At 72.7% G+C, this 23,865-nt stretch carries 23 protein-coding genes; 14 read left to right on the top strand and 9 right to left on the bottom strand.

All coding sequences use genetic code 11. From position 1 onward, the window contains the following. Positions 1–182: 182 nt before the first annotated feature. Entirely contained in the window at positions 183–1,178 is a 996-nt protein-coding gene (locus ACF07S_RS28775) for a TAXI family TRAP transporter solute-binding subunit (protein WP_391966256.1), read from the top strand. On the opposite strand, the gene ACF07S_RS28770 is transcribed toward ACF07S_RS28775, so the two are convergent. Next, complete coding sequence (locus ACF07S_RS28770; protein WP_391966257.1) at positions 1,157–2,590, bottom strand: sensor histidine kinase; 1,434 nt, start codon at positions 2,588–2,590, stop codon at positions 1,157–1,159. The two genes, ACF07S_RS28775 and ACF07S_RS28770, sit on opposite strands and share 22 nt — an antisense overlap. A gap of 9 nt (positions 2,591–2,599) precedes the next feature. Then, positions 2,600–3,286, bottom strand: a complete 687-nt coding sequence (locus ACF07S_RS28765) for a response regulator transcription factor (RefSeq protein WP_391966258.1) — start codon at positions 3,284–3,286, stop codon at positions 2,600–2,602. Between the two features lie 285 nt (positions 3,287–3,571). Here ACF07S_RS28765 and ACF07S_RS28760 point away from each other — a divergent pair, with 285 nt between their 5' ends. From ACF07S_RS28760 to ACF07S_RS28725, 8 genes are all read left to right on the top strand, one after another. Beyond that, positions 3,572–4,348 carry an amino acid ABC transporter ATP-binding protein gene (locus ACF07S_RS28760; protein ID WP_391966259.1) on the top strand — a complete coding sequence of 259 codons (777 nt, stop codon included), beginning with the start codon at positions 3,572–3,574 and terminating at the stop codon, positions 4,346–4,348. An 81-nt stretch (positions 4,349–4,429) separates the two neighbouring features. Beyond that, entirely contained in the window at positions 4,430–5,278 is an 849-nt protein-coding gene (locus tag ACF07S_RS28755; protein ID WP_391975528.1) for a glutamate ABC transporter substrate-binding protein, read from the top strand. A gap of 84 nt (positions 5,279–5,362) precedes the next feature. Beyond that, positions 5,363–6,028, top strand: coding sequence for an amino acid ABC transporter permease (locus ACF07S_RS28750; protein WP_391966261.1), 666 nt, complete (start codon positions 5,363–5,365; stop codon positions 6,026–6,028). Further along, on the top strand, positions 6,025–6,933 hold the full coding sequence (locus ACF07S_RS28745; RefSeq protein ID WP_391966262.1) for an amino acid ABC transporter permease: 909 nt from the start codon (positions 6,025–6,027) through the stop codon (positions 6,931–6,933). The genes ACF07S_RS28750 and ACF07S_RS28745 overlap by 4 nt, the downstream gene beginning before the upstream one ends. 293 nt (positions 6,934–7,226) lie before the next feature. Then, a complete protein-coding gene (locus ACF07S_RS28740) occupies positions 7,227–8,864 on the top strand; it encodes an FAD-dependent monooxygenase (RefSeq protein ID WP_391975527.1) in 1,638 nt (545 codons plus the stop codon). 118 nt (positions 8,865–8,982) lie between these two features. Next, on the top strand, positions 8,983–9,096 hold the full coding sequence (locus ACF07S_RS28735) for a putative leader peptide (protein ID WP_391975526.1): 114 nt from the start codon (positions 8,983–8,985) through the stop codon (positions 9,094–9,096). A 92-nt stretch (positions 9,097–9,188) separates the two neighbouring features. Beyond that, positions 9,189–9,740, top strand: coding sequence for a cysteine dioxygenase (locus tag ACF07S_RS28730; RefSeq protein ID WP_391975525.1), 552 nt, complete (start codon positions 9,189–9,191; stop codon positions 9,738–9,740). 29 nt (positions 9,741–9,769) lie between these two features. Next, positions 9,770–10,186 carry a rhodanese-like domain-containing protein gene (locus ACF07S_RS28725; protein WP_391975577.1) on the top strand — a complete coding sequence of 139 codons (417 nt, stop codon included), beginning with the start codon at positions 9,770–9,772 and terminating at the stop codon, positions 10,184–10,186. Positions 10,187–10,221: 35 nt separating this feature from the next. On the opposite strand, the gene recX is transcribed toward ACF07S_RS28725, so the two are convergent. Beyond that, positions 10,222–11,031: a recombination regulator RecX gene (recX, locus tag ACF07S_RS28720; protein ID WP_391975524.1), complete on the bottom strand. Its 810-nt coding sequence runs from the start codon at positions 11,029–11,031 to the stop codon at positions 10,222–10,224. A gap of 3 nt (positions 11,032–11,034) precedes the next feature. Further along, positions 11,035–12,156 carry a recombinase RecA gene (gene recA / locus ACF07S_RS28715; protein ID WP_391966267.1) on the bottom strand — a complete coding sequence of 374 codons (1,122 nt, stop codon included), beginning with the start codon at positions 12,154–12,156 and terminating at the stop codon, positions 11,035–11,037. Between the two features lie 299 nt (positions 12,157–12,455). Between recA and ACF07S_RS28710 the strand changes: the two genes are divergently transcribed. Genes ACF07S_RS28710 through ACF07S_RS28695 form a run of 4 tightly spaced genes read left to right on the top strand, consistent with a single transcriptional unit; the run spans position 12,456 to position 15,164 of the window. After that, positions 12,456–12,962 carry a hypothetical protein gene (locus ACF07S_RS28710; protein ID WP_391966268.1) on the top strand — a complete coding sequence of 169 codons (507 nt, stop codon included), beginning with the start codon at positions 12,456–12,458 and terminating at the stop codon, positions 12,960–12,962. Continuing rightward, on the top strand, positions 12,959–13,342 hold the full coding sequence (locus ACF07S_RS28705) for a transcriptional regulator (protein WP_391966269.1): 384 nt from the start codon (positions 12,959–12,961) through the stop codon (positions 13,340–13,342). The genes ACF07S_RS28710 and ACF07S_RS28705 overlap by 4 nt, the downstream gene beginning before the upstream one ends. Next, on the top strand, positions 13,339–14,250 hold the full coding sequence (locus ACF07S_RS28700) for an ABC transporter ATP-binding protein (protein WP_391966270.1): 912 nt from the start codon (positions 13,339–13,341) through the stop codon (positions 14,248–14,250). The genes ACF07S_RS28705 and ACF07S_RS28700 overlap by 4 nt, the downstream gene beginning before the upstream one ends. Further along, a complete protein-coding gene (locus ACF07S_RS28695) occupies positions 14,247–15,164 on the top strand; it encodes an ABC transporter permease (protein WP_391966271.1) in 918 nt (305 codons plus the stop codon). Before ACF07S_RS28700 ends, ACF07S_RS28695 begins: the two co-directional genes overlap by 4 nt. Before the next feature lie 33 nt (positions 15,165–15,197). Here ACF07S_RS28695 and ACF07S_RS28690 read toward each other — a convergent pair whose 3' ends face one another. The 5 genes from ACF07S_RS28690 to ACF07S_RS28670 form a co-directional block, all read right to left on the bottom strand. Then, positions 15,198–16,484: an AI-2E family transporter gene (locus ACF07S_RS28690; RefSeq protein WP_391975523.1), complete on the bottom strand. Its 1,287-nt coding sequence runs from the start codon at positions 16,482–16,484 to the stop codon at positions 15,198–15,200. A gap of 59 nt (positions 16,485–16,543) precedes the next feature. Then, entirely contained in the window at positions 16,544–16,738 is a 195-nt protein-coding gene (locus ACF07S_RS28685) for a DUF3046 domain-containing protein (protein ID WP_391966273.1), read from the bottom strand. Positions 16,739–16,897: 159 nt separating this feature from the next. After that, the gene (locus ACF07S_RS28680; protein ID WP_391975522.1) at positions 16,898–17,206 is read right to left on the bottom strand and encodes an AzlD domain-containing protein; all 309 of its coding nucleotides are present in this window, start codon (positions 17,204–17,206) and stop codon (positions 16,898–16,900) included. Continuing rightward, positions 17,203–17,823 carry an AzlC family ABC transporter permease gene (locus tag ACF07S_RS28675; RefSeq protein WP_391975521.1) on the bottom strand — a complete coding sequence of 207 codons (621 nt, stop codon included), beginning with the start codon at positions 17,821–17,823 and terminating at the stop codon, positions 17,203–17,205. The genes ACF07S_RS28680 and ACF07S_RS28675 overlap by 4 nt, the downstream gene beginning before the upstream one ends. Next, entirely contained in the window at positions 17,820–18,818 is a 999-nt protein-coding gene (locus ACF07S_RS28670) for an AraC family transcriptional regulator (RefSeq protein ID WP_391966276.1), read from the bottom strand. The genes ACF07S_RS28675 and ACF07S_RS28670 overlap by 4 nt, the downstream gene beginning before the upstream one ends. Before the next feature lie 97 nt (positions 18,819–18,915). Between ACF07S_RS28670 and ACF07S_RS28665 the strand changes: the two genes are divergently transcribed. Continuing rightward, entirely contained in the window at positions 18,916–23,847 is a 4,932-nt protein-coding gene (locus ACF07S_RS28665) for an ATP-dependent helicase (protein ID WP_391975520.1), read from the top strand. The last annotated feature ends 18 nt before the right edge of the window (positions 23,848–23,865 follow it).

Below are 23,865 nucleotides of genomic sequence, written 5' to 3'. Positions count from 1 at the left end.
GGTAGGTGGTGGCGCGGACAGCCCTGTCCCACGGCGGCCGCACCGTGGACCAGGCCGGCGGGCGAGGGACTCGTGCCGCGACTCCATCGGCCGCCTCGGACACCCCCGCCGGCCCTCGCCCGGCCGCGATCTGTGAGCCCCGCCCTGGTCAGCGGGGCCCGCGGGCTGGCAGGATCGCGAGCATGTCCAACGCGCCGTCCCGGGTCGGCAGGCGGCGGGCCCTGCGGGGCGCGGCCGCCGCTTTCGTGGCGCTCGGACTGCTGCTGTGGTGGCTGACGCCCTGGAGCGAGGAGCCGCCCGGCGGGACGATCACACTGAGCACGGGTACCCGCGCGGGGGTCTACCAGAAGTACGGCGAGCTCCTGCGCAGCGCGCTCGGCAGGGACATGCCCGGCCTCGAGGTGCGGCTGACCACGAGTGACGGCTCGCAGGAGAACGTGCGGCGCGTGGCGACGGGCCAGGCCGACTTCGCGATCGCCGCGGCCGACGCCGTGGAGACGTACCGGCTCGACGACCGGCCGGGCGCCGACCGGCTGCGCGGGGTGGCGCGCCTGTACGACGACTACGTGCAGCTCGTGGTCGCGCCCGGCTCCGACATCCGCACCGTCGCGGACCTGCGGGGCAAGCGGGTCGCCATAGGCCCGCCCAAGTCCGGGGTCCGGCTCATCGCCAACCGGGTGCTCACGGCGGCCGGCATCGACCCGGAGGAGGACATCACGCCCTCCGCGGACGGCATCGACACCGGGCCGGAGCGGCTGGGACACGGTCTGGACGCGTTCTTCTGGTCGGGCGGACTGCCCACCGACGGTCTGAAGACGCTCTCCGAGGAATCGGCGCTGCGGTTCGTGCCGATCGACACCGGCCTCGTCACCGAACTGCACAAGCAGGGCGGCGCCACCCGCTACTACCGCGCCACCAACATGCCGGAGTCGGCCTACCCCGGCAGCCAGCTCGGCTCGGCCGTCCCGACGATGGCGGTGTCCAACCTCCTGATCACCCGGGCGGACGCGGATCCCCGGCTCACCGAGTGGCTGACCCGCATCGTGCTCAAGAGCCGGGACGGCATCGGGGCGCACGTCCACTCCGCCCAGCTCGTCGACGTGCGCACCGCGATCTACACCGACCCGCTCCGGCTGCACGAGGGCGCCCGCCGTCACTACCGGTCCGTCAAGCCCTGAGCCGTCACCTCACCCGCAGGAGCGTTCCTCGGCACCGTCACGGTCACCCTCAGTCCGTGCGGCTCGTGATGTTCGTACGCGATCGAGCCGCCGCCCGCCGCGAGCAGGGCCCGCGAGATGGACAGGCCGAGCCCCGAGCCCTTGATGTTCTGGTGCCGGCCGCTGCGCCAGAACCGGTCGCCGACGCGGGTCAGCTCCTCCTCGGTCAGGCCCGGACCGTTGTCGGTGACGACCACCGTGCAGGTGTCGCCGTTGGAGGCGACCGCGACCTCGACGCCCTCCCGCCCGGGCGTGAACTTCACCGCGTTGTCGATCACCGCGTCGAGGGCGCTGGACAGCGCGACCGGGTCGGCCCACGCGGTGGTCGGCGGGCAGTTCCCGGTCAGGCGGACGCCTTTGGCCTCGGCGGTGGGCGACCAGGCCGCGACCCGCTCGGCGGCCAGGGCACCGATGTCCGCGACCTGCAGGTCGGCCTCGCTGTGCTCGGCGAGCGCGAGGCCGAGCAGGTCGTCCAGGACCTGGGCCAGACGCCTGCCCTCGGCCTGGACGGAGGCGATCTCCTCGTTGCCCTCGGGCAGTTCCAGGGCGAGCAGCTCGATGCGCAGCAGCAGTGCCGAGAGCGGGTTGCGCAGCTGGTGCGAGGCGTCGGCGACGAAGGCGCGCTGCTGCTCCAGCACGCTCTGGACGTTGTCCGCCATCTCGTTGAACGACCGGGCGAGCCGTCTGAGCTCCGGCGGCCCGCCGGCGGCCGCGACCCGGGACTTCAGCCGGCCCGTGGCGATGTCGTGGGTGGTGGCGTCCAGGATCCGCACGGGTTTGAGCACCCAGCCGGTCAGCCGCAGTGCCGCGCCGACGGCGAGCAGCATCGCGGCGGCCTCGCCCGCGCCGATGACCAGCCAGCCCTGGAGGATGCGCGAGCGCATGGGCCCGGTGGGCGAGTCGGTGACGACGACGGCGACGACGTCACCGTCCCGGATGACCGGCGAGGCCACCACGAGGCTGTGCCGCTGCCAGGGCCAGACCTGCTCCGGGTCGTGGCTGCGGCGGCTGAGCAACGCCTCCTCGAACGCGTCGCGCACCTCCCCCGATCGGGGGAGGAACCAGTCCGCCGGTGCGTGTGCCATGGGCGAGTCGTTGCGGTAGAAGACGCCCGCGCGAATGCCGTAGACCCGGTGGTAGCTGCGGAGCTCGCTGCTGAGCGTCTCGCGGCGTTCGTTGATGTCCCCGTCGGCCGGGTCGACGGGCTCGGTGACGAACTGGGCAAGGGCCGCGAAGCGCGCCGTGTCGTCGATCCGGTCGACGACGACCTTCTGCTGCTGCGCGCCGGCCAGGCTCACCGCCAGCGGCACGCCCAGGGCGAGCAGCACGGCCGCCATCAGGACGATGAGCAGCGGAAGCAGACGTGTGTGCACCCGGCCCCGCTAGGCCGGGGGCGCGACGAGCCGGTAGCCGACTCCCCGAACGGTCTCGATGAGGGCGGGCATGCGCAGCTTGGCGCGCAAGGAGGCGACGTGCACCTCGAGGGTGCGTCCGGTCCCCTCCCAGCTGGTGCGCCACACCTCGCTGATGATCTGCTCGCGGCGGAAGACGACACCCGGGCGCTGGGCGAGCAGCGCGAGCAGGTCGAACTCCTTGCGGGTCAGCTGGACAACCGAGCCGTGCACGCTCACCTGGCGGGTCGGCAGCTCGATGCGGACCGGCCCGAGGCGCAGCCCGCTCTCCGTACCGCCGGTGGTGTCCTCGTGGACGGTGCGGCGGCTGACGGCGTGGATCCGGGCGAGGAGCTCCCCGGTGTCGTACGGCTTGACCACGTAGTCGTCGGCGCCGAGGTTGAGGCCGTGGATGCGCGAACGCACGTCGGACCGCGCGGTGACCATGATCACCGGCGTGCTGGTGCGCTTGCGGATCTTGCCGCAGACCTCGTAGCCGTCCTGGTCGGGCAGCCCCAGGTCGAGCAGGACGACACCGAAGCCGTTGCCCTCGGGAACCAGCGCCTGGAGTGCCTCCTCGCCGCTGCGCGCGTGGGTGACGTCGAACCCGTGGCGTGCCAGCACCGCCGACAGGGCGGCGGCGACGTGGTTGTCGTCCTCGACGAGGAGCAGTCTCACCGGGGCCCCTTCTCGTTCATCGGCCGTACGCTCTCCCTGTGTAGAAAAACGCGTGCACGCGCGCGTGCACCTTGCAGTGACGCCGATGGACGAGGACGGCGTCAAGAGGGTTCCGGTTGCGCTTTGGTACCGTTACCCGGCCGAAATACGCCCTGCTCACAAGTGCTACGACACGTGTCCGATTGCTATCGGATCGTGATCCTCAGATTCCCCTCAGATGTAATGACGCAGGTCCGGAGGATCACTACTGTCCTCCGAAACCGAGGAGGACGGAGCCTGAGAGCGATGACCGAAGTATCGGTGGCCAAGGAAGACGTGGCCGCAACCGGCGACCTGGTCGTCTTGAAGAGTGTCAACAAGCACTTCGGCGCGTTGCACGTACTCCAGGACATCGACCTGACGATCACCCGCGGCGAAGTCGTCGTGGTCATCGGGCCCTCCGGGTCCGGGAAGTCCACCCTGTGCCGCACCATCAACCGTCTGGAGACGATCGACTCCGGTTCGATCTCGATCGACGGCAAGCCCTTGCCCCACGAGGGCAAGGAGCTCGCCCGGCTGCGGGCCGACGTCGGAATGGTCTTCCAGTCCTTCAACCTCTTCGCGCACAAGACCGTGCTCGAGAACGTGATGCTGGGCCAGGTCAAGGTCCGCAAGAAGGACAAGAAGCAGGCCGAGGAGCGGGCCCGTACCCTGCTCGACCGGGTCGGCGTGGGCGCGCAGGCCGAGAAGTACCCCGCCCAGCTCTCCGGTGGCCAGCAGCAGCGTGTCGCCATCGCGCGGGCCCTGGCGATGGACCCCAAGGTCATGCTCTTCGACGAGCCGACATCGGCTCTCGACCCGGAGATGATCAACGAGGTTCTCGAGGTCATGCAGCAGCTCGCCCGCGACGGCATGACCATGATCGTCGTCACCCACGAGATGGGCTTCGCCCGTTCGGCCGCAAACCGAGTGGTGTTCATGGCGGACGGCCGCATCGTCGAAGAGGCTTCGCCGGATCAGTTCTTCAGCAACCCGCGCAGTGACCGCGCCAAGGACTTCCTGTCGAAGATCCTCCACCACTGACGGCGCGGTCCGCGCCCTGACGACGTGCGTCACCGGACACCGCCCCGGCCGCATCACTTCACCAGTCAAAGGATGTGCACCATGAAGCTCCGCAAGGTCACCGCCGCCTCGGCCGCCGTGTTCGCTCTCGCCCTGACCGCGACCGCCTGTGGCGGCGGCGACGGCGACGGCGGCTCCAACGACTCGGGGTCGGGGGGCGACAAGGACAAGATCACCATCGGCATCAAGTTCGACCAGCCGGGCCTGGGCCAGAAGACCCCGCAGGGCTACGCGGGCTTCGACGTGGACGTCGCCACGTACGTCGCCGAGAAGCTCGGCTACAGCGGGGACCAGATCGAGTGGAAGGAGTCGAAGAGCGCCGACCGCGAAACCATGCTGCAGCGCGGTGACGTCGACTTCATCGCCGCCACCTACTCGATCACCCCGGAGCGCCAGGAGAAGGTCGACTTCGCCGGCCCCTACCTGCTCGCCCACCAGGACGTGCTGATCCGTGCCGACGACACCAAGATCAAGTCGCCGGAGGACCTGAACAACGCCAAGCTCTGCTCGGTCACCGGCTCGACCTCGGCGCAGAACGTCAAGGACAAGCTGGCGCCCAAGGCCCAGTTGCAGCCGTACCCGACGTACTCCGCCTGCCTGCCCGGTCTGCAGAACGGCGCCGTCGACGCGCTGACCACCGACGACTCCATCCTCGCCGGTTACGCCGCCCAGTCCCAGTTCAAGGGCAAGTTCAAGCTCGGCGGCTTCAAGCTGACCAACGAGAACTACGGCATCGGCGTCAAGAAGGGCAGCGACCTCAAGGACAAGATCAACAAGGCCCTCGAGGAGATGGTGGCCGACAAGTCCTGGGACAAGGCCGTCAAGGACAACTTCGGCCCGGCCAACTACAAGAACGAGCCCGCGCCGAAGATCGGCGACATCAAGAGCTGAGGCAACGCCTGACAGGGTGCGCCGTCCCGGATGCGGGGCGGCGCACCGGGGTGGGCATCCCTACACGCGGAAGCGCGGGAGATCGTGTTCGACTTTCTTGAAGATTACGACCTGTTGGGGGCTTTCTGGACGACGGTGCAGCTCGCTGTGCTCTCCGCCGTCGGCTCCCTGATCTGGGGCACCCTGCTGGCCGCCATGCGGGTCGGCCCGGTGCCGTTGATGCGCGGCTTCGGGACCGCGTACGTGAACATCGTGCGGAACATCCCGCTGACCGTCATCATCCTTTTCACGTCGCTGGGTCTGAGCCAGACGCTGGGCGTCAATCTCGGCGCGGACGACTTCGAGACGATCAACTTCCGGCTCGCCGTCCTCGGTCTGATCCTCTACACCGCGGCCTTCGTGTGCGAGGCGCTGCGCTCCGGCATCAACACGGTGCCGGTCGGCCAGGCGGAGGCCGCCCGCGCGCTCGGCCTCAGCTTCAACCAGGTGCTGAGCCTGGTGGTACTGCCCCAGGCGTTCCGCTCGTCCGTCGGTCCGCTGGCGAACGTGCTCATCGCGCTCATCAAGAACACCACGGTGGCCGCCGCCATCGGGGTCGCGGAGACGGCCCTGCTGATGAAGGAGATGATCGAGAACGAGGCGCAGCTGCTGCTGATCTCCGCGGTCATCGCATTCGGTTTCGTGGTTCTGACGCTGCCGACCGGCCTGATCCTCGGCTGGGTGGGCAAGAAGGTGGCGGTGAAGCGATGAGCTCCGTTCTCTACGACGCCCAGGGCCCTCGCGCCAAGCGGCGGAACATCATCTTCACGGTGGTCTTCCTGGCCGCCCTCGCCGCCCTGTTGTGGTGGGTGTTCAGCACTCTCGACGACAAGGGCCAGCTGGAATGGTCCCTGTGGGAACCGTTCTTCACCGGCACCGAAGCCTGGTCCACGTACATCTGGCCGGGTCTGCAGAACACCTTGAAGGCGGCCGTGCTCGCGGTCCTCATCGCGATGCCGCTCGGCGCGGCCCTCGGCATCGCCCGGCTGTCCGACCACGCCTGGATCCGCGTCCCGGCCGGAACCGTGGTCGAGTTCTTCCGGGCCATCCCCGTCCTGGTCCTGATGATCTTCGGCCTCGCCCTGTTCGCCGAGTACACCGACGTCAGCTCCGACGACCGGCCTCTGTACGCGGTCGTCACGGGTCTGGTGCTCTACAACGCCTCCGTCCTCGCGGAGATCGTGCGCGCCGGCATCCTGTCCCTGCCCAAGGGCCAGTCCGAGGCGGCCATGGCGATCGGGCTGCGCAAGGGCCAGCTGATGCGGGCGATCCTGCTGCCGCAGGCGGTCACCGCGATGCTTCCGGCCATCGTCAGCCAGCTCGTCGTGATCGTGAAGGACACCGCCCTCGGCGGCGCCGTCCTCACCTTCCCCGAGCTGCTCGCCTCGGCCAACACGATGAGCGGCTACTACGGTGCCAACGTCATCGCCAGCTTCACGGTGGTGGCCGTCATCTTCATCGCGCTCAACTTCGCTCTGACGACCTTCGCCGGCTGGCTGGAGGCGCGGCTCAGGCGCAGCAAGAAGAGCACGGGCGCGGTCGTCGGCGCGCAGGAAGTGGACGACCTCAACGCGGCCGAGGTCGGGAGCACGTACAAGACCGGCGCGGAGAAGTGACGCGCGCCTGACGCACGAGACGACCGTGGCCCGCCGCATCCCGGCGGGCCACGGTCGTCTCGCGTGGCCGGCCGGCGCCGGTGACGCGGAAGCGCGGTGCGCACAGAGCTCGTGTGACGAGCCGTCACACGTGTGACGGGCCCGGGGCCATGTCATGATCGGCACAGACCTTGCGGTCACTTGACGCAAGCACCGGCAATAGGTTGCATACGTTCTGTGATCGTGCACCCTGCTCCATCTTCCTGTTCCTCCTCGTCCCTCCGGACGTCACTTCGAGCAGGGGGCGCCGCGCCGTGGACCCGGTGATCATCGTCGGAGCCGGCCCCGTCGGGCTGACGCTCGCACTGGCGTTGGCGCGTCAGGACGTGCCGTGCGTGGTCCTCGACGAGGGGCCGGGCAAGGACGAACCCCGTCCGGCCCGTACCGTCGTACTGCGCGAGGACACCACCGCGCTCATGGAGCGGCTGACCGGAGTACCCCTGGCACACGCCGGTTTCCGTTGGGCCGGATGGCGGTCGATGCGGCGCAGGCAGGTGATGTACGAGATCGCTTTCGACGACTCGGAGCCCGCCCCCCTGCACATCGCCCAGCACGTCCTGACCGACGCCCTGCGGGGGGCCCTCGCCGGCGAACGGCTCGCCGAGGTTGCCGTGGACAGCCGTCTGGACGCCCTGGAACAGGAACCCTCGGGCGTCACCGCCCACACCCGCGGTCCCAAGGGCACCTGGTGGCGGGGCAGTTACCTGGTGGGCTGCGACGGGCCGCGGTCGACCGTGCGCAAGCTCCAGGACATCCGCTTCCCCGGCCGCACGGCGGTGGAACGTCACGCCGTGGCCGCGCTGCGCACCGAGCTTCCCTGGTACGACGAGGCCCTGCTGCACCGGATGCCGCCGTGGCGTACGTCCGGGCCCTCGGCCGGGGAGATCACGGCACGGCCGCTCCCGGACGACGTGTGGCGCCTGGACTGGCTGCTGCCGCCGGGCAAGGACCTGGTCACCCCCGAGCTGCTGCTGACCCGTGTCCGGGAGACGCTGGCCGGCTGGACCGGCGGCCCCACCCCCCCGTACGAACTGCTGGACACCGGGGTCCACACCGTCCACCACCGGCTGGCCCGGCGCTGGCGGGCCGACCGGGTGTTCCTCGCCGGGGACGCCGCCCACCTGCTCGGCGCACTGGGCACGCACGGCCTGGACGAGGGGCTCCGCGACGCCGACAACCTGGCCTGGAAGCTCGCGCTGGCCTGGCATCACGGCCCGCACGAGGCACTGCTGGACAGCTACCAGACCGAGCGCCGCGCGATCGTCGCCTCCCGGCTGCGCGCCGCCGACCAGGCACTGCCGTTGGTGCGGGGCGGCGGCGGGCTGCGTTCCTACGTCCCCGGGTCGGCCCGGGGACACGATGCGCTGCTGGTGGACGGTCACCTGGGGCGGGGCGCGCTGGGCGCGCCGGGAACCCATGCCGACTCGCCGCTCGCGCCCGGCCGCCTCGAGGGCGAGGCGCCCCTCGCGACGTCCTCCGGCGCGCCGGTGACGGATGTGCGCGTCACGGCGGAGGACGGCACGTTCGTACGGCTGCGCAGCCGGCTGGGCCGGGGTGCGCTGCTGGTGGTGCTGATCGCACCGGGTACGGGGGTGTGGGAGCGCAGGCACTGGGTTTCCGCGGGGATCATGCCCCGGCTGGCGGCGGCGGTCTCGGCGCTGCCTCACCCGGCCGAGTTGCTGGTCGCCGAGAGCTACCCCGGGGCGGCGGCCCACACCGTGCTGCTGGTCCGTCCCGACGGTCACCTGGTCACGGCGCTGAGTGGGGTCCGCCCAGCGGATCTGTACGCGGCCGCGGAAGCGGTGGTCGGTGGTCCCGCGACGGCGGAAGCGGGCGCCGGGGACGAAACCGGGTCGGATGCCAGGGCGGACGCGGGGGCGGGGTCGCGCTGAGGAACGGAGGCGGGTTCGTGTCCGGGCCGGGAACGGCGGGCGCGGGCGGGTCCGCCGCCCGGTCCGGACGGGTCGCCGTCACCCTGCGGTCCGCATGGTGACGATGAGTTGAACCGGTGTGCGGCCTTGTGGTCTACTCCGGAACGTGACCGACACCTGTGTGCACCTGTGGCGGAGGGTCCACGTGGACCTCGTCCGCTACGCGGGCTGCGTGTGTCGCCCGTCCTGCTGATCCGGTTCGCCCTGCCTCTCGCGCGCCGCTCACAGCGGCCTCGTACGCCGCTGCCGCGCGCCTGAGCGAATCCCTTCCTCAGGACGGTGCACGTGTCTGTCTCCCCCACTGTCTCCTCTTCCGTCTCCTTCCCGATCCCGCCCGCCGTCTCCGTACCCACTCAGGCGGAGCTGCTGGACTTCGTGCGGAGTGCCGCTGCCGACGCCGGGCTGATCCGCTCGCTCCCCCTCGACCCGGAAGGCCGCACGTGGGTGCGGCTCGACGGGCCCGGTGGCAGCGAGGCCTGGCTGATCGGCTGGCCGCCGGGCACCGGTACCGGCTGGCACGACCACGCCGACTCCGTCGGCGCCTTCATGACCGCGTCGGGCGAGTTGAAGGAGAACTCGCTCGCCGCGCGGCTGCCCACCGAAGGCTGGAAGACCCTGGAACTCACCGATGGCGTGGACCGGGAACGCCGGCTGCCCGCAGGGCAGGGCCGCGCTTTCGGACGCCATCATGTCCATGAGGTGCTCAACGAGTCCCCGGACCGGCACGCGGTCTCCGTGCACGCCTATTATCCGCCGTTGCCGCGGATCCGCCGCTACAGCCGCAGCGGCGGGATTCTCCGGCTGGAACAGGTCGAACGCCCGGAGGACTGGCAGTGAGCGGGTCGCACGAACGGGCCGCCGGGCCCGTGGGGACCGGACCCGTAGGGACCGGACCCGTAGGGATCGACGAGTTGCTGGAGCGAGTGCGCGCGGGGTACGAGCGCGTCCGGCCCGGGGACGCGCACGAGGCCGCCCGCGCCGGCGAGGCACTGCTGGTGGACATCCGCTATGCGACCCTGCGGGAGCGGGACGGGCTCATCCCCGGCGCCCTGGTCGTCGAGCGCAACGAGCTGGAGTGGCGCCTTGACCCGCGGGGCGGCCACCGCCTTCCCGAGGCGACGGACCATGACCTGCGCGTCGTCGTGATCTGCAACGAAGGCTACGCCTCCAGCCTGGCGGCGGAGTCCCTCCATCGGCTGGGGCTGCACCGGGCCACCGATCTGGTGGGCGGTTTCCAGGCATGGCGGGCGGCGGGGCTGCCGGTGGTGCCCGCGCCCGCGTAGGCAAAGACAGGCCCGGGACGTCTCAGGATGCCCCGTCATCCCCCGTCGCCGAGGAACTCCGTGTCCTCGCCTTCCTCCTCCAGCGCCTGCCGGACCACGCGGAGGGCGAGGCCCTCGGGATAGCCCTTGCGGGCGAGCATGCCGGCGAGGCGGCGGATCCGCTTGTCGCGGTCGAGCCCGCGGGTGGCGCGCAGCTTGCGCGCGACCAGCTCGCGCGCGGTCGTCTCCTCCTGCTCGGAGTCGAGCCGGGAGACGGCCTCGTCGATCAGTGTGGGGTCGACCCCCTTGGTGCGCAGTTCCCGGGCGAGCGCACGCCGGGCGAGTCCCCGGCCGTGGTGCCGGGACTCCACCCAGGCGTCCGCGAAGGCGCTGTCGTTGATCAGTCCGACCTCCTCGAACCGGGACAGCACCTCCTCGGCGGCCTCGTCCGGGATCTCCCGCTTGCGAAGGGCGTCGGCGAGCTGTCTACGGGTGCGCGGGGTTCCGGTGAGCAGGCGCAGACAGATCGCCCGCGCCCGCTCGACCGGGTCCCCCGGGGGCTCTTCCTGCCCGGCCCTCGACGAGGTGGAGGCGCCCCCGTTCGCTGCGGCCGCCTCGCCGAAGTCCCGGCGTCTGCGCCCGCGCCCACCGCGCGACCCGCCGTCACGCGAGCCGCCCGCCCGTGCGCCCCCGTCACGCTGCTGCCGGCCACTGCCGGAGTCCGCGTCCCGGGGACCGTTCACGCCGGTGCTGTCGTACGCCGCGTCACCGTCCACGGCTGAGCCCTCACCGTCTGCGGTGTCCCTCCCCCGGGGGACACCGGACGCGGCGTACTCGTACTCGGCCCAGTCGGTTCGTCGGGTCACGGGTCAGCTCTTGGCCGCCGCGGCCTTGGACTTGGTGGCCTTGGCCGCCGGGGCGGGTACCGCGGCCGCCTCGGCCGGGGCGGTGGTGCCCGCCGCGTCCTCAGCCGGCTCGGCGGCCGGCTCCACGGGCCGCACGCCGACGCCCAGCTTCTCCTTGATCTTCCGCTCGATCTCGTTGGCGAGGTCGGGGTTGTCCTTCAGGAAGTTGCGCGCGTTCTCCTTGCCCTGGCCGAGCTGGTCGCCCTCGTACGTGTACCAGGCACCGGCCTTGCGGACGAAGCCGTGCTCCACGCCCATGTCGATCAGGCCGCCCTCGCGGCTGATGCCGTGGCCGTAGAGGATGTCGAACTCGGCCTGCTTGAAGGGGGGCGCGACCTTGTTCTTGACGACCTTGCAGCGGGTGCGGTTGCCGACCGCGTCCGTGCCGTCCTTCAGGGTCTCGATGCGCCGGATGTCGATGCGCACGGAGGCGTAGAACTTCAGGGCCCGGCCACCGGTCGTGGTCTCCGGGGAGCCGAACATGACGCCGATCTTCTCGCGGAGCTGGTTGATGAAGATGGCGGTGGTCTTGGACTGGTTGAGCGCGCTGGTGATCTTCCGCAGTGCCTGGCTCATCAGACGGGCCTGCAGACCGACGTGGCTGTCGCCCATCTCACCCTCGATCTCCGCGCGCGGCACGAGCGCGGCGACGGAGTCGATGACGATGAGGTCCAGGGCGCCGGAGCGGACCAGCATGTCCACGATCTCCAGGGCCTGCTCGCCGTTGTCCGGCTGGGACAGGATGAGGTTGTCGATGTCGACGCCGAGCTTCTTGGCGTACTCGGGGTCGAGGGCGTGCTCCGCGTCCACGAACGCGACCTGGCCGCCGGCCTTCTGCGCGTTGGCCACGGCGTGCAGGGTCAGGGTCGTCTTGCCGGAGGACTCCGGTCCGTAGATCTCCACCACGCGGCCGCGCGGCAGGCCGCCGACGCCGAGGGCCACGTCGAGCGCGGTCGAGCCGGTCGGAATCACCTCGATGGGCTCGTTCGTCCGGTCGCCCATGCGCATGACCGCGCCCTTGCCGAATTGCCGTTCAATCTGTGCGAGCGCGGCGTCGAGCGCCTTCTCGCGGTCGGTTCCTGCCATGGGTTCCACCCGATTTGCTTGTGTCGATCGCTTCACGTCAAAGACGCTAACGCCTGCCACTGACAACGCGTCCCGACGCACGTCCGGCTTGTGGATAACAGGGGTGCACTTCCGCCCGAACCGGGACGGAAAACCCACTGCCGAGCCTCACCCGCCCTCCCATGAGAATGGATGTTCGATTTACGTGTCAAGCCGTCACGGCCGCCGCCCGGGCGGGGCCGACTCGACTTGCCCACCGGGAAAGTCAGAGGTAACTTTCCCAACAGGAAAGCGAACCGGCCGTCGGGGGAGACGAGGACGTGAGCACACCGGTGGACGCCGAACAGGCCTGGCGGGATCTGCAACGGATACGAGTGCCGCAGGAGCGGGTGTACGACGAGATCGAGCGGGGCGCGTCCGGCGGTCCCGGGGCGGCTTACGCCACGGCCGCCGTCATGTGGGTCTTCGTCGCCTGCACGGGCCTGGACCTGCCCCGGTGGGGCGTCTGGCTGGCCCTCGTCGCCTACGTCGCGCTGCTGGGCGCGCTGGCCGTGGCCCACGGCCGCAGGACCCGGCTGCAACTGCACCGCTCCCGCTACACGTGGCGGACGTTCGCCGCCTTCGCCGCGGGGGCGCTGGTGACCGGCGGGACGAGCGTGCTCTCCGGGCACCTGCTCGACTCCCTGGAACCGGTGTATGCCGGTCCCCTCAGGGCCACGGCCACGACGACCGCGTTCCTGCTGTTCATCGGGCCGGCCAACCGCTGGGCGACGGGCTCGTTGCGCGGGCACGGCGCACGTACCGCCCCGGGAGGTGCGGTCCGTTGAGCACACCCGCGGGTTTCGACGAGCTGATCCATCCCGCCACCCGGCTGTCGGTGGTCTCGCTGCTCGCCACCACCGAATGGGCGGAGTTCGCGTTCATCCGCGACAGCCTCTCGCTCAGCGACTCCGCGCTCTCCAAACAGCTGCACACCCTGGAAGAAGCCGGATATCTGGAACTCCGCAAGGAGGGCGGCGGCCGAAGGCGGCGCACGAGGGTACGGCTGACGGAACGCGGTCGCGCCGCCTTCGACGGGCATGCGGCCGCGCTCCGCGCGATCGTCGAGGGCGCCCGGTCCGGGGCGGCGACCGGCCCGGCGGCGGACGAAGGGTCCGCGGCGCCGGCGGCCGGGGCGCACCAGCGGCACGTGGAGGCGGGACGATGACGCCGGCCGCGGCCGCCGCACCGCCCGCCGTCCGGGTACGCGATCTGACCATGCGGTACGGCGATGCCGATGTCCTCCACGGCATCGACCTGGACATCCACCGCGGCGAGGTCTTCGCCCTGCTGGGCCCCAACGGCGCGGGGAAGACCACCACCGTCGAGATCCTGGAGGGCTTCCGGAAGCGTTCCGCCGGGGAGGTCCGCGTCCTCGGCGCGGATCCGGAGCGGGGCGACGACGCCTGGCGCGGCCGGATCGGACTGGTCCTGCAGTCCTGGCGCGACCACCGCCGCTGGCGGGTCGCCGAGCTTCTGACGCACTTCTCGACGTACTACCCCGATCCGCGCGACCCGGCCGAACTGCTGGCCCTGACCGGACTGACCGGCCAGGCGGACCGGCGGGTGGACCGGCTGTCCGGCGGACAGCGACGGCGGCTGGACGTGGCGCTCGGCATCGTCGGCCGGCCCGAACTGCTCTTCCTGGACGAGCCGACCACCGGGTTCGACCCCCAGGCGCGGCGCGAGTTCCACGTCCTGGTCGAACGCCTGGCCCGCGACGAGGGCGTCACCGTCCTGCTGACCACCCACGACCTGGCTGAGGCCGAGCGGCTCGCCGACCGGATCGCCATGCTGGTCGGCGGCCGGATCCGGGCCTGCGGCACCCCGTCGGAACTGGCCCGGCGGGCCGCCGCACAGGCCGAGGTCCGCTGGACGGCCGACGACGGCACGCCCCGCCGCGAACGCACCTCGGACCCCTCACGACTGGTCTGGGAGCTGCACCAGGAAGCGGCCGGCCCGATCGCCGGCCTGGAGGTCCGCCGCCCGACGCTGGAGGACACCTACCTCCACATGGTGCGCCGGGAGGGCGCCGGCGCCGACGGAACCGTGACCGGGGAGGAACGAGCCGCATGAGGGACGCACCCATGGAGAACACGACGGGCGCGGCGGGCGGGGCGGGGGAACCACGCCGCGCCGCCGTTCCCCCCTGGCGGGCGGGACTCCGCCGCGGTGGCATCGAACTGCGGCACCTCCTGCGCGATCCCAAGGAGATGTCCGGCCATCTGACCAATGTGGTCGTCGCCCTGCTGGTCGCCGTCTACGTCGACGACGACGTACCCGGGACCGGCACCCCGATGGCCCATCTGGTGCTCGCGGGGCTGGCCGCCTATCTGCTGTTCCAGATCGGTCTGGTCAACGTCCCGCAGATACTCGTGACCGAGCGGGAGGAGGGCGTCCTGCTGCGGCTGCGCGCCACCCCCGGCGGGATACCCGCGTACCTCGTGGCCAAGTGCCTTCTCGTGGTCGTCCTGGCGGCCGCCACCCTGGCCCTGCTTCTCACGGCCACGGCGCTGCTGGCGGACGGGCCGCTGCCGCACGGGCCCGGCGGCTGGCTGACGCTGCTGTGGGTCACCACGCTCGGCCTGCTCGCCGTCGTGCCGCTGGGCGCGGCCCTGGGCGCCGTGCTGCCCAACCCGCGCGAAGCACTGGCGCTGATCGTCCTGCCCACCATGGGGCTGCTGATGATCTCCGGGACGGTGTTCCCGATCACCTCGCTGCCCGCGCCGGTTCAGCAGGTGGCCGCTGTCTTCCCGCTCAAGTGGACGGCACAGGGGCTGCGTTCGGCGCTGCTGCCGGACGCCGCGCGGAGCGCCGAACCGGCCGGTTCCTGGGAGCTGCCCATGGTCGCCCTGGTCCTGGCCGCCTGGGCGGTCCTCGGGTTCCTCCTGGCGGTCCCCCTCCTGCGTCGCGCCGCCCGACGCGAGTCCGGCTCCCGCCTGGCCGCGCGGCACCACAAGGCGGCACGGAGCGGGGCGGGCCCCGCATAGGCGGGCACGGCCCTGGAGCGAGGACGCCGGGCCCTAGGAGGCCCCGGCGTCCTCGCTCCGAGGGCTCGCCCCTCCGGTCCTGGGACGCACCACCACGCCCGGGCGGCGGGCCCACAGACGACGGGCACGGGTGAACGCGCCCGGTGTGCCGCCGGTGCCGCGGTGGCCGAGCACACGGGGGTCGTCCGTGACGTCGTACCGCTTCACGTACGCGCCGAGGAACGCCTGCAGGGTGGCGATCGCGGGGATGGCGATCAGCGCGCCGACGGCGCCGAGCAGGGCGGTGCCCGCGACGACCGAGCCGAAGGCGACCGCCGGGTGGATGTCGACGGTCCTGGAGGTCAGCTTGGGCTGCAGCACGTAGTTCTCGAACTGCTGGTAGAACACCACGAAGGCCAGCACCCACAGCGCGTACCAGGGGTCGACGGTGAAGGCGATCAGCATGGGCAGCGCGCCCGCGAGGTAGGTGCCGATGGTGGGGATGAACTGCGACACCAGGCCCACCCACACGGCGAGGACGGGCGCGTAGGGCACCTCGAGGATCTCCAGCAGGACGAAGTGCGCCAGGCCGGAGGTCAGTGCCATCAGCCCGCGCGAGTACAGGTAACCGCCCGTCTTGTCGACGGCGATCTCCCACGCGCGCAGCACCTCGGCCTGCCGCGCGGGCGGCAGCAGGGAGCAGACGGTGCGCCGCAGCCGCGGGCCGTCCGCGGCGAAGTAGAACGAGAACAGGCCGACGGTCAGCAGCTGGAAGAGGCCGCCGAGCACCTGCGCGGACACGCCGAGCACACCGGTGGCGCTGTTCTGGACGTAACTGCGCAGCCAGTCGGAGCGCAGCAGGCCCTCCTGGATGTCCACCCGCCGCAGCTCGGTCCTGAAGTGCACGTTGACCCAGTTGATCACTGAGTCGAGGTACTGCGGGAGGTCCTCGACGATGGTGATGATCTGTCCCGCCAGCATGGACCCGAGCAAGGTGACGAAACCCGCCGCCGCGACCAGCACGCCGAGGAAGACGAGGAAGGTGCCCAGGCCCCGGCGCACCCCGCGCGCGGCCATCCAGCTCACCGCGGGCTCGACGGCCAGCGCCAGGAAGAACGCGATGAGGATGTTGATCAGCAGGCCGGTGAGCTGGTGGAAGGCCCAGCTGCCCAGCTGGAACACGGCGATCAGCGCGAGCGCGAGCACCATGGCGCGCGGCAGCCAGCGCGGCATGCGGGCGCCCGGCCCGGCCGTGGACCGCGCCGGAGGCCCGACGGGCGGCGGCGCTCCGGGCGCGGTGGGTTGCGGGGCTGCCTGCCCGGTCTTGTCAGTGGGTGCCACGGGCCAAGTCTCGCCCACGTCCGCGGCGGCCGTACGCCTTCTCGCGATCTCTGTGACGATCAGCGCTTTTCCCTGGGCACGCCCATCACCGTGCAGACCGCTTGCCAGACGTCCTTGGCGTCCCAGCCGGACGCCAGCGCCTCGTGCACCGTGCGCCCGCCGAGCTCGGACATGACATGGTCGCGCGCGAAGGTGTCGGCACGGCCCGCGCCGAAGTGCTCCGTCATTCGCTCCCAGAAAACCGTCAACCGCATGCCCCCAGTATCCCGCCTGCGGGGGCGGCCCCGAGCCGGTGCGGGTGCGGGCCCCGCTTTCCGCCTGCGGTCGGGCCCATGTCCGGTCCCGGAGCCGTCCCCGTACCCCCGGCGTCCGGACGCGTCCCCGCGCGGTGTCGCCGGAACACGGCGCCCGCCTCATCCGCCCAGGGCGCGCACTCCCGCGGTCACGACGACGGCCGATGCGACGACGAGCAGGAAGGGGGCGCGCAGCATCAGGGCCACGGCGGCGGCCGCCAGTCCTGCCGCCCGGGCGTCCAGGACCGGTGTCCGGCCGTCGGAGAAGGCCTGCTGGGCCGTCAGGGCGGCGAGCAGGGCGACCGGCAGCAGCGCGGCGAGACGCCTGACCACGGGCCGCTCGAGGACTCCCGCGGGCACCAGCAGCCCCGCCAGTTTGACGGCGTAGCAGCCGACGGCGGTCACACCGATCGCGATCCAGACGGTCAACGGTCCTCCTCCGGCGCGTCACCGCGCGATGCGTTCCCGCGGCCCTGTCCCCACAGGACGGCCGGCGCCGCGAGCGCGGCCACCAGAACCGGCACGCCGGCCGGCAGGACGGGCAGCAGACCGAGACCGAGGAGGACGGCGAGCCCCGCGACGGTCCGCTCGGTGCCGGTGCGCAGCATCGGTGCGAGCAGTGCCAGGAAGACCGCGGGACCGGCCGCGTCCAGACCCCAGGCGCCGGTGTCCCCGATGGCCTCGGCGCCCAGCGCGCCGAGCAGCGTCGTCACGTTCCACAGGAGGTACAGGCTGAGCCCGGTCACCACGAACCCGATGCGTGCGCCGCGCCGGGTGGGCTGGGCGAGCGAGACGGCGGCCGTCTCGTCGATGACCCATTGGGCGGCGAACGGCCGCACCGCGCGGGGAAGCGCCAGCAACTGCGACAGGCGCAGCCCGTAGAACGCGTTGCGCATCCCCAGGAAGAACGCCCCCGCGGCGGCCGTGAAGGGGCCTCCCCCGGCCGCCAGCGCCCCCACCAGCGCGAACTGGGACGCGCCGGTGAACACCAGCAGGCTCAGCGCACAGGTCTGGAGCAGGGTGAGCCCGCTGCCGGCCGACGTCACGCCGAAGGCGAACCCGGAGAGTCCGACGGCGACCCCGACACCGAGGGCGTCCCGTACGACGGCGCCGTCCGGCTTTCCCGCCGCCTCGTCCCGTGTGTCCGCGCATGCTGCTGTCCGTTCTGCTGCCACTCCCCGGACGATACGGGCGGGCCGCCCCGCGCGTCTTGTACGTTCTTGCGCTCACGCTGGTAGGCGCCCGGGGGCACGCCGACGATCCGGCTGAAGTGCCGGTTCAGATGCGGCTGGTCGGTGAACCCGACGGCGACGGCGGCCTGTGACGGCGCCGTCCCCGCGTCCAGCAGCCGCCGAGCCCGGCGCACCCGCGCGTCGGTGAGCCAGGTGTGCGGCGGCATCCCGTAGGTGTCCCGGAAGGCGCGCAGCAGGGCGAAGGGGCTGGTGCCGAGTTCGCCGGCCAGCCGCTCGAGGGTCGGCGGCCCGGCCATCCGCTCCTCCAGCAGGGCACGCGCGCGTGCGGCGGTCCGGGCGCCCGCCGTGCGCACCTCGCGCCGTGGCGGCGTCCCGCCGTTCAGCCGCAGCAGCCGGGTCACCGCGACCCGCAGCAGGGTGTCGGCGGCGAGCGCGTTGCCCTCCTCGGTGGCCCGCAGCACCCGGTGCACCAGGCGGACGGTGTACGGGTCGTCGAGCACCGGCGTGACGAACCCCGGTGTGCCGCGCAGCGTGGTGGTCTCGGCGGCGATCGCGGCCACCACCTCCGCGGACGGGTACACCGCCCCGTACCGCCATCCCTCCGGCACGCCCGCCCGGCCGGTGTGCGGTGTGTCCGGGTTCACCAGGGCGAGCGCCCCGGCGCCCGCGTACTGGTCGCCGCCACCGTGGTGGAAGACCTCCACGCCCTCGGCGACGGCGGCGATCACGAAGTTCTCGTGGGTGTGCCGGACGAACGTCTTGCGTATGTACCGGGCACGCAGCAGATCGACACCGGGCAGTTCGTCGTACCGCCAGTGCCGCGCACGCTCCCCACGTGATGGCGCCATGCGGCCATTGTCCAGCGGCCTCCCCCGCCCCCGTCCGGAACACCCCGCGCCCGCCCGGCTCAGCCGCATTGTCAGTGGCCGGGTGCACGATGGACGCATGGTCGGCACTCCGCATCGAGCCCTCGACGGCTTCTCCCCCGCGACCCGCGGCTGGTTCACGGGGGCGTTCTCCGCGCCCACCGCCGCCCAGGCCGGCGCGTGGGGGGCCATCGGGGAGGGCTCGGACGTGCTGGTGGTCGCCCCCACCGGCTCCGGGAAGACCCTGGCCGCCTTCCTCGCGGCCCTGGACCAGCTGGCCTCCACGCCCCCGCCCGCCGATCCGAAGAAGCGCTGCCGCGTCCTGTACGTCTCGCCGCTGAAGGCCCTGGCGGTCGACGTCGAGCGCAACCTCCGCAGCCCGCTGACCGGGATCCGTCAGGAAGCCGTGCGTCTGGGCCTGCCCGAACCCGAGGTGAAGGTCGGCATCCGCTCCGGCGACACCCCGCCCGCCGAGCGCCGCGCCCTGGCCACCCGGCCGCCGGACATCCTGATCACCACTCCGGAGTCGCTCTTCCTGATGCTGACGTCCGCCACGCGCGAGGCGCTGACGGGCGTGGAGACGGTGATCCTGGACGAGGTGCACGCGGTCGCGGGCACCAAGCGCGGGGCGCACCTCGCGCTGTCCCTTGAGCGGCTGGACGAGCTGCTGCCCGGGCCGGCCCGTCGGATCGGCCTCTCGGCGACCGTGCGGCCGGTGGACGAGATCGCCCGGTTCCTGTCCCCGCGCCGCAAGGTGGAGACCGTCCAGCCGGAGTCGGGCAAGGAGTTCGACCTGTCCGTGGTGGTGCCGGTGGAGGACCTGGGCGAGCTGGGCGGTTCGCCGGTCGCCGACGGTTCCGAGGGCGCCGAACGCCCCTCGATCTGGCCGCACGTCGAGGAGCGGATCGCCGATCTGGTGCAGTCGCACCGCTCGACCATCGTGTTCGCGAACTCCCGCCGCCTCGCGGAGCGCCTGTGCAACCGGCTCAACGAGATCGCCTACGAGCGGGCCACCGGGGAGCCGTTCGACGAGCACCACTCCCCCGCCGAGCTCATGGGCGGTTCCGGAGCCGCGCAGGGTGCTCCCGCGGTCATCGCCCGCGCCCACCACGGTTCGGTCTCCAAGGAGCAGCGCGCCCTGGTCGAGGAGGACCTCAAGGCGGGGCGGCTCCCCGCGGTGGTCGCCACCTCCAGCCTGGAACTGGGCATCGACATGGGCGCCGTCGATCTGGTGATCCAGGTCGAGTCGCCGCCGTCCGTCGCCTCCGGGCTCCAGCGCGTGGGCCGCGCGGGCCACCAGGTGGGCGCGGTCTCCACGGGGGTCGTGTTCCCGAAGTACCGGGGCGACCTCGTCCAGGCGGCCGTGGTCACCGAGCGGATGCGCACCGGCGCCATCGAGTCGCTGCGGGTTCCCGCCAACCCCCTCGACGTCCTGGCCCAGCAGCTCGTCGCCATGACGGCGATGGACACCTGGCAGTTCGACGACCTGCTCGCCGTGGTCCGCCGCGCGGCGCCCTTCGCCGCACTGCCGGATTCCGCCTTCACGGCCGTCCTGGACATGCTCGCGGGCCGCTACCCGTCCGACGCCTTCGCGGAACTGCGCCCGCGCGTGGTGTGGGACCGGGTCACGGGCGAGATCACCGGCCGCCCGGGTGCCCAGCGCCTGGCCGTCACCTCCGGGGGCACCATCCCCGACCGCGGCCTCTTCGGGGTCTTCCTGGCCGGTGCCGACCCCAAGAAGGGCGGCGGACGGGTCGGCGAGCTCGACGAGGAGATGGTCTACGAGTCCCGCGTGGGCGACGTCTTCACGCTCGGCACCAGTTCCTGGCGCATCGAGGACATCACGCGCGACCGGGTCCTGGTCTCCCCCGCGCCGGGCGTGCCGGGCCGGCTGCCGTTCTGGAAGGGCGACCAGCTGGGCCGCCCGCTGGAGCTGGGCCGCGCGGTGGGTGCCTTCCTGCGCGAGGTCGGCTCGCTGTCCGGGGACGACGCCCGGCTGCGGCTCCTCGCGGCGGGACTGGACGCCTGGGCCGCCGACAACGTCCTGTCCTACCTCGACGAACAGCGCGAGGCCTGCGGTCACGTCCCCGACGACCGCACCATCGTCGTGGAGCGCTTCCGCGACGAGCTGGGCGACTGGCGGGTCGTCGTGCACTCACCGTTCGGCGCGCAGGTGCACGCGCCGTGGGCGCTCGCGCTCGGCGCCCGCCTCTCCGAGCGGTACGGCATGGACGCCCAGGTGATGCACGCCGACGACGGCATCGTGCTGCGTCTGCCGGACGCCGACCTGATGAGCCTGGACCTGCTCGACCAGGAACCGGCGGGGGCCGGCCGCGAGTACGACGCGGAGCGGGCCCCCGTGGGCGCGGCGGACGTCGTCTTCGACAGGGGCGAGGTCGACCAGGTGGTCACCGACCAGGTCGGCGGCTCGGCCCTGTTCGCCTCCCGGTTCCGCGAGTGCGCCGCCCGCGCGCTGCTGCTCCCGCGCCGCACCCCCGGCCGGCGCACCCCGCTGTGGCAGCAGCGTCAGCGCGCGTCCCAGCTGCTGCAGGTGGCGGGCGAGTTCGGCTCGTTCCCGATCGTCCTGGAGGCGGTCCGCGAATGCCTCCAGGACGTCTTCGACGTCCCCGGGCTCGTCGAGCTGATGGGCGACCTGGAGGCCCGCAAGGTGCGGCTCGTCGAGGTCACCACCCCCGAGCCGTCCCCCTTCGCCCGTTCCCTCCTCTTCGGCTACGTCGCCCAGTTCCTCTACGAGGGCGACTCACCGCTCGCCGAGCGCCGCGCCGCCGCCCTCTCGCTGGACTCGCGGCTGCTGGCCGAGCTGCTCGGCCAGGCGGAGCTGCGCGAACTGCTCGACGCCGAGGTGCTGACCGAACTGGAGCGCGAGCTGCAGTGGCGCACCGAGGACCGGCGGGTCAAGGACGCGGAGGGCGTGGCCGACCTGCTGCGCGTGCTCGGTCCGCTGACCGAGACCGAGCTGGCCGAGCGGGGCGCCGAACCGGACTGGGCACGGGACCTGGCCTCCGCGCGGCGCGCCATCCGCGTGCGGGTCGCCGGCGCCGACCACTGGGCGGCGATCGAGGACGCCGGACGGCTGCGCGACGCACTGGGCACGGCACTGCCGGTCGGCGTGCCGGAGGCGTTCACCGAGCCGGTCAAGGACCCCCTGGGCGACCTGCTCGCGCGGTACGCGCGCACCCACGGCCCGTTCACCTCGGCCACGGCGGCGGCCCGTTTCGGACTGGGTACCGCGGTCACCGAGGGCGCCCTCCAGCGGCTCTCCGCGGCGGGCCGGGTCGTCCAGGGCGAGTTCCATCCGGCCGGGATCGGACAGGAGTGGTGCGACGCGGCCGTGCTGCGCCGACTGCGCCGGCGCTCCCTGGCCGCCCTGCGGCACGAACTGGAGCCGGTGCCGCCCGCCGCGCTGGCCCAGTTCCTCCCCCAGTGGCAGCACATCGGCAAGGGGCACGCCCTGCGCGGCATCGACGGCCTGGTGCGCGCCGTCGAGCAGCTGCAGGGCGCCTCCGTGCCCGCCTCCGCCCTGGAGAAGCTGGTCCTGCCGTCCCGGGTGGCGAACTACGCCCCGGCCATGCTGGACGAGCTCACGGCGGCCGGGGAGGTGGTGTGGGCCGGCGCCGGTCCGCTTCCCGGGAAGGACGGCTGGGTCTCCCTCTACCTCGCGGACGCGGCCCCGCTGCTGCTGCCGCCGCCGCACCCGCTGGAGCCGACAGCGCTCCACCGGTCCGTCCTGGACGCCCTCTCGGGCGGTTACGGCCTCTTCTTCCGCCAGATCGCCGACCAGGTCCGCGCCACCACCCATCCGGAGGCGACCGACCCGCAGCTGGCCGACGCCCTGTGGGACCTCGCCTGGTCCGGGCGGCTGACCAACGACACGCTCACCCCGATGCGCTCCCTGCTGGGCTCGGGTCGCACCGCGGGCTCCACGGCCCACCGTGCGAAGCGCTCCGCCCCGCGCGGGCGCTACGGCTCGCTCACGGCAGCCGCCCGCGGCGCCTCCCGCACCGGACCGCCCACCGTCGCCGGCCGCTGGTCACTGCTTCCGGACCGGGAGCCCGATCCCACCGTCCGCGCCCACGCGCTGGGCCGCGCCCTGCTGGACCGGCACGGTGTGGTGACCCGGGGCGCCGTCTCCGCGGAGGGCGTCGAGGGCGGCTTCTCGGCCACGTACCGCGTCCTGTCCGCCTTCGAGGAGACGGGACAGGCCCGTCGCGGCTATGTGGTGGAGGGTTTGGGCGCCGCCCAGTTCGCGATGGACGGGGCGGTGGACCGCCTCCGCGCGGCGGCCAGCGCCCGCGAGCGGGGCGACGGCCTGCCGGCCCCGGGCACGCCCGTCCCCGACGCCGGTGTGCCCGATCCCTTCGGCGACCCGTCCGGCCCCTTCGCCGCCCGTGGTTTCGCCTCCCCCGCCGACGGCTCCCCCGAGAGCGCACAGGGGCACGGCGCCTTCCCAGGCGCGGACGGCACGCGGTACGCCCGCCCGGCGCCGGGCGACTACGTCTCCCCGCGCGACACGGCCCCGCAGGCACCCGCGCCCCGGCGAAACGGCGGACGTCCGCCCTACGCCCCCTTCACCGGCCGTCGTACCGGTGCGGACCGCGCCTCGCGGGCCGTCGTCCTCGCCGCCGCCGACCCGGCGAACGCCTACGGTGCCGCGCTGGGCTGGCCCGAGCCGCCGGCCGGCGCCGGGCACAAACCCGGCCGCAAGGCAGGCTCCCTGGTGGTCCTGGTCGACGGCGAGCTGACGCTCTACGTGGAGCGCGGCGGCAAGACGCTGCTGGCCTGGCCCGCCGGATCCGACGGCGAACCCGCCGACGACCCCCGGCTCCCGGCCGCCGCGAAAGCCCTCGCCGCGGCCGCCCGCGCGGGTTCGCTCGGCACGGTCACGGTGGAGCGCGTCAACGGCGCCCCGGCGCTGACGTCCCCCCTGGGCGCCCTCCTGGAGACAGCGGGCTTCGTCGCCACGCCCCGAGGCCTGCGCCTGCGCGCCTGACCCGGCACCGGCGCCCCG

It is taken from the genome of Streptomyces sp. NPDC016640 (assembly GCF_043076215.1).
GTDB lineage: Bacteria > Actinomycetota > Actinomycetes > Streptomycetales > Streptomycetaceae > Streptomyces.
The sequence above is the reverse complement of the archived record's forward strand: the minus strand, read 5'-3'. Positions and strand labels throughout refer to the sequence as shown.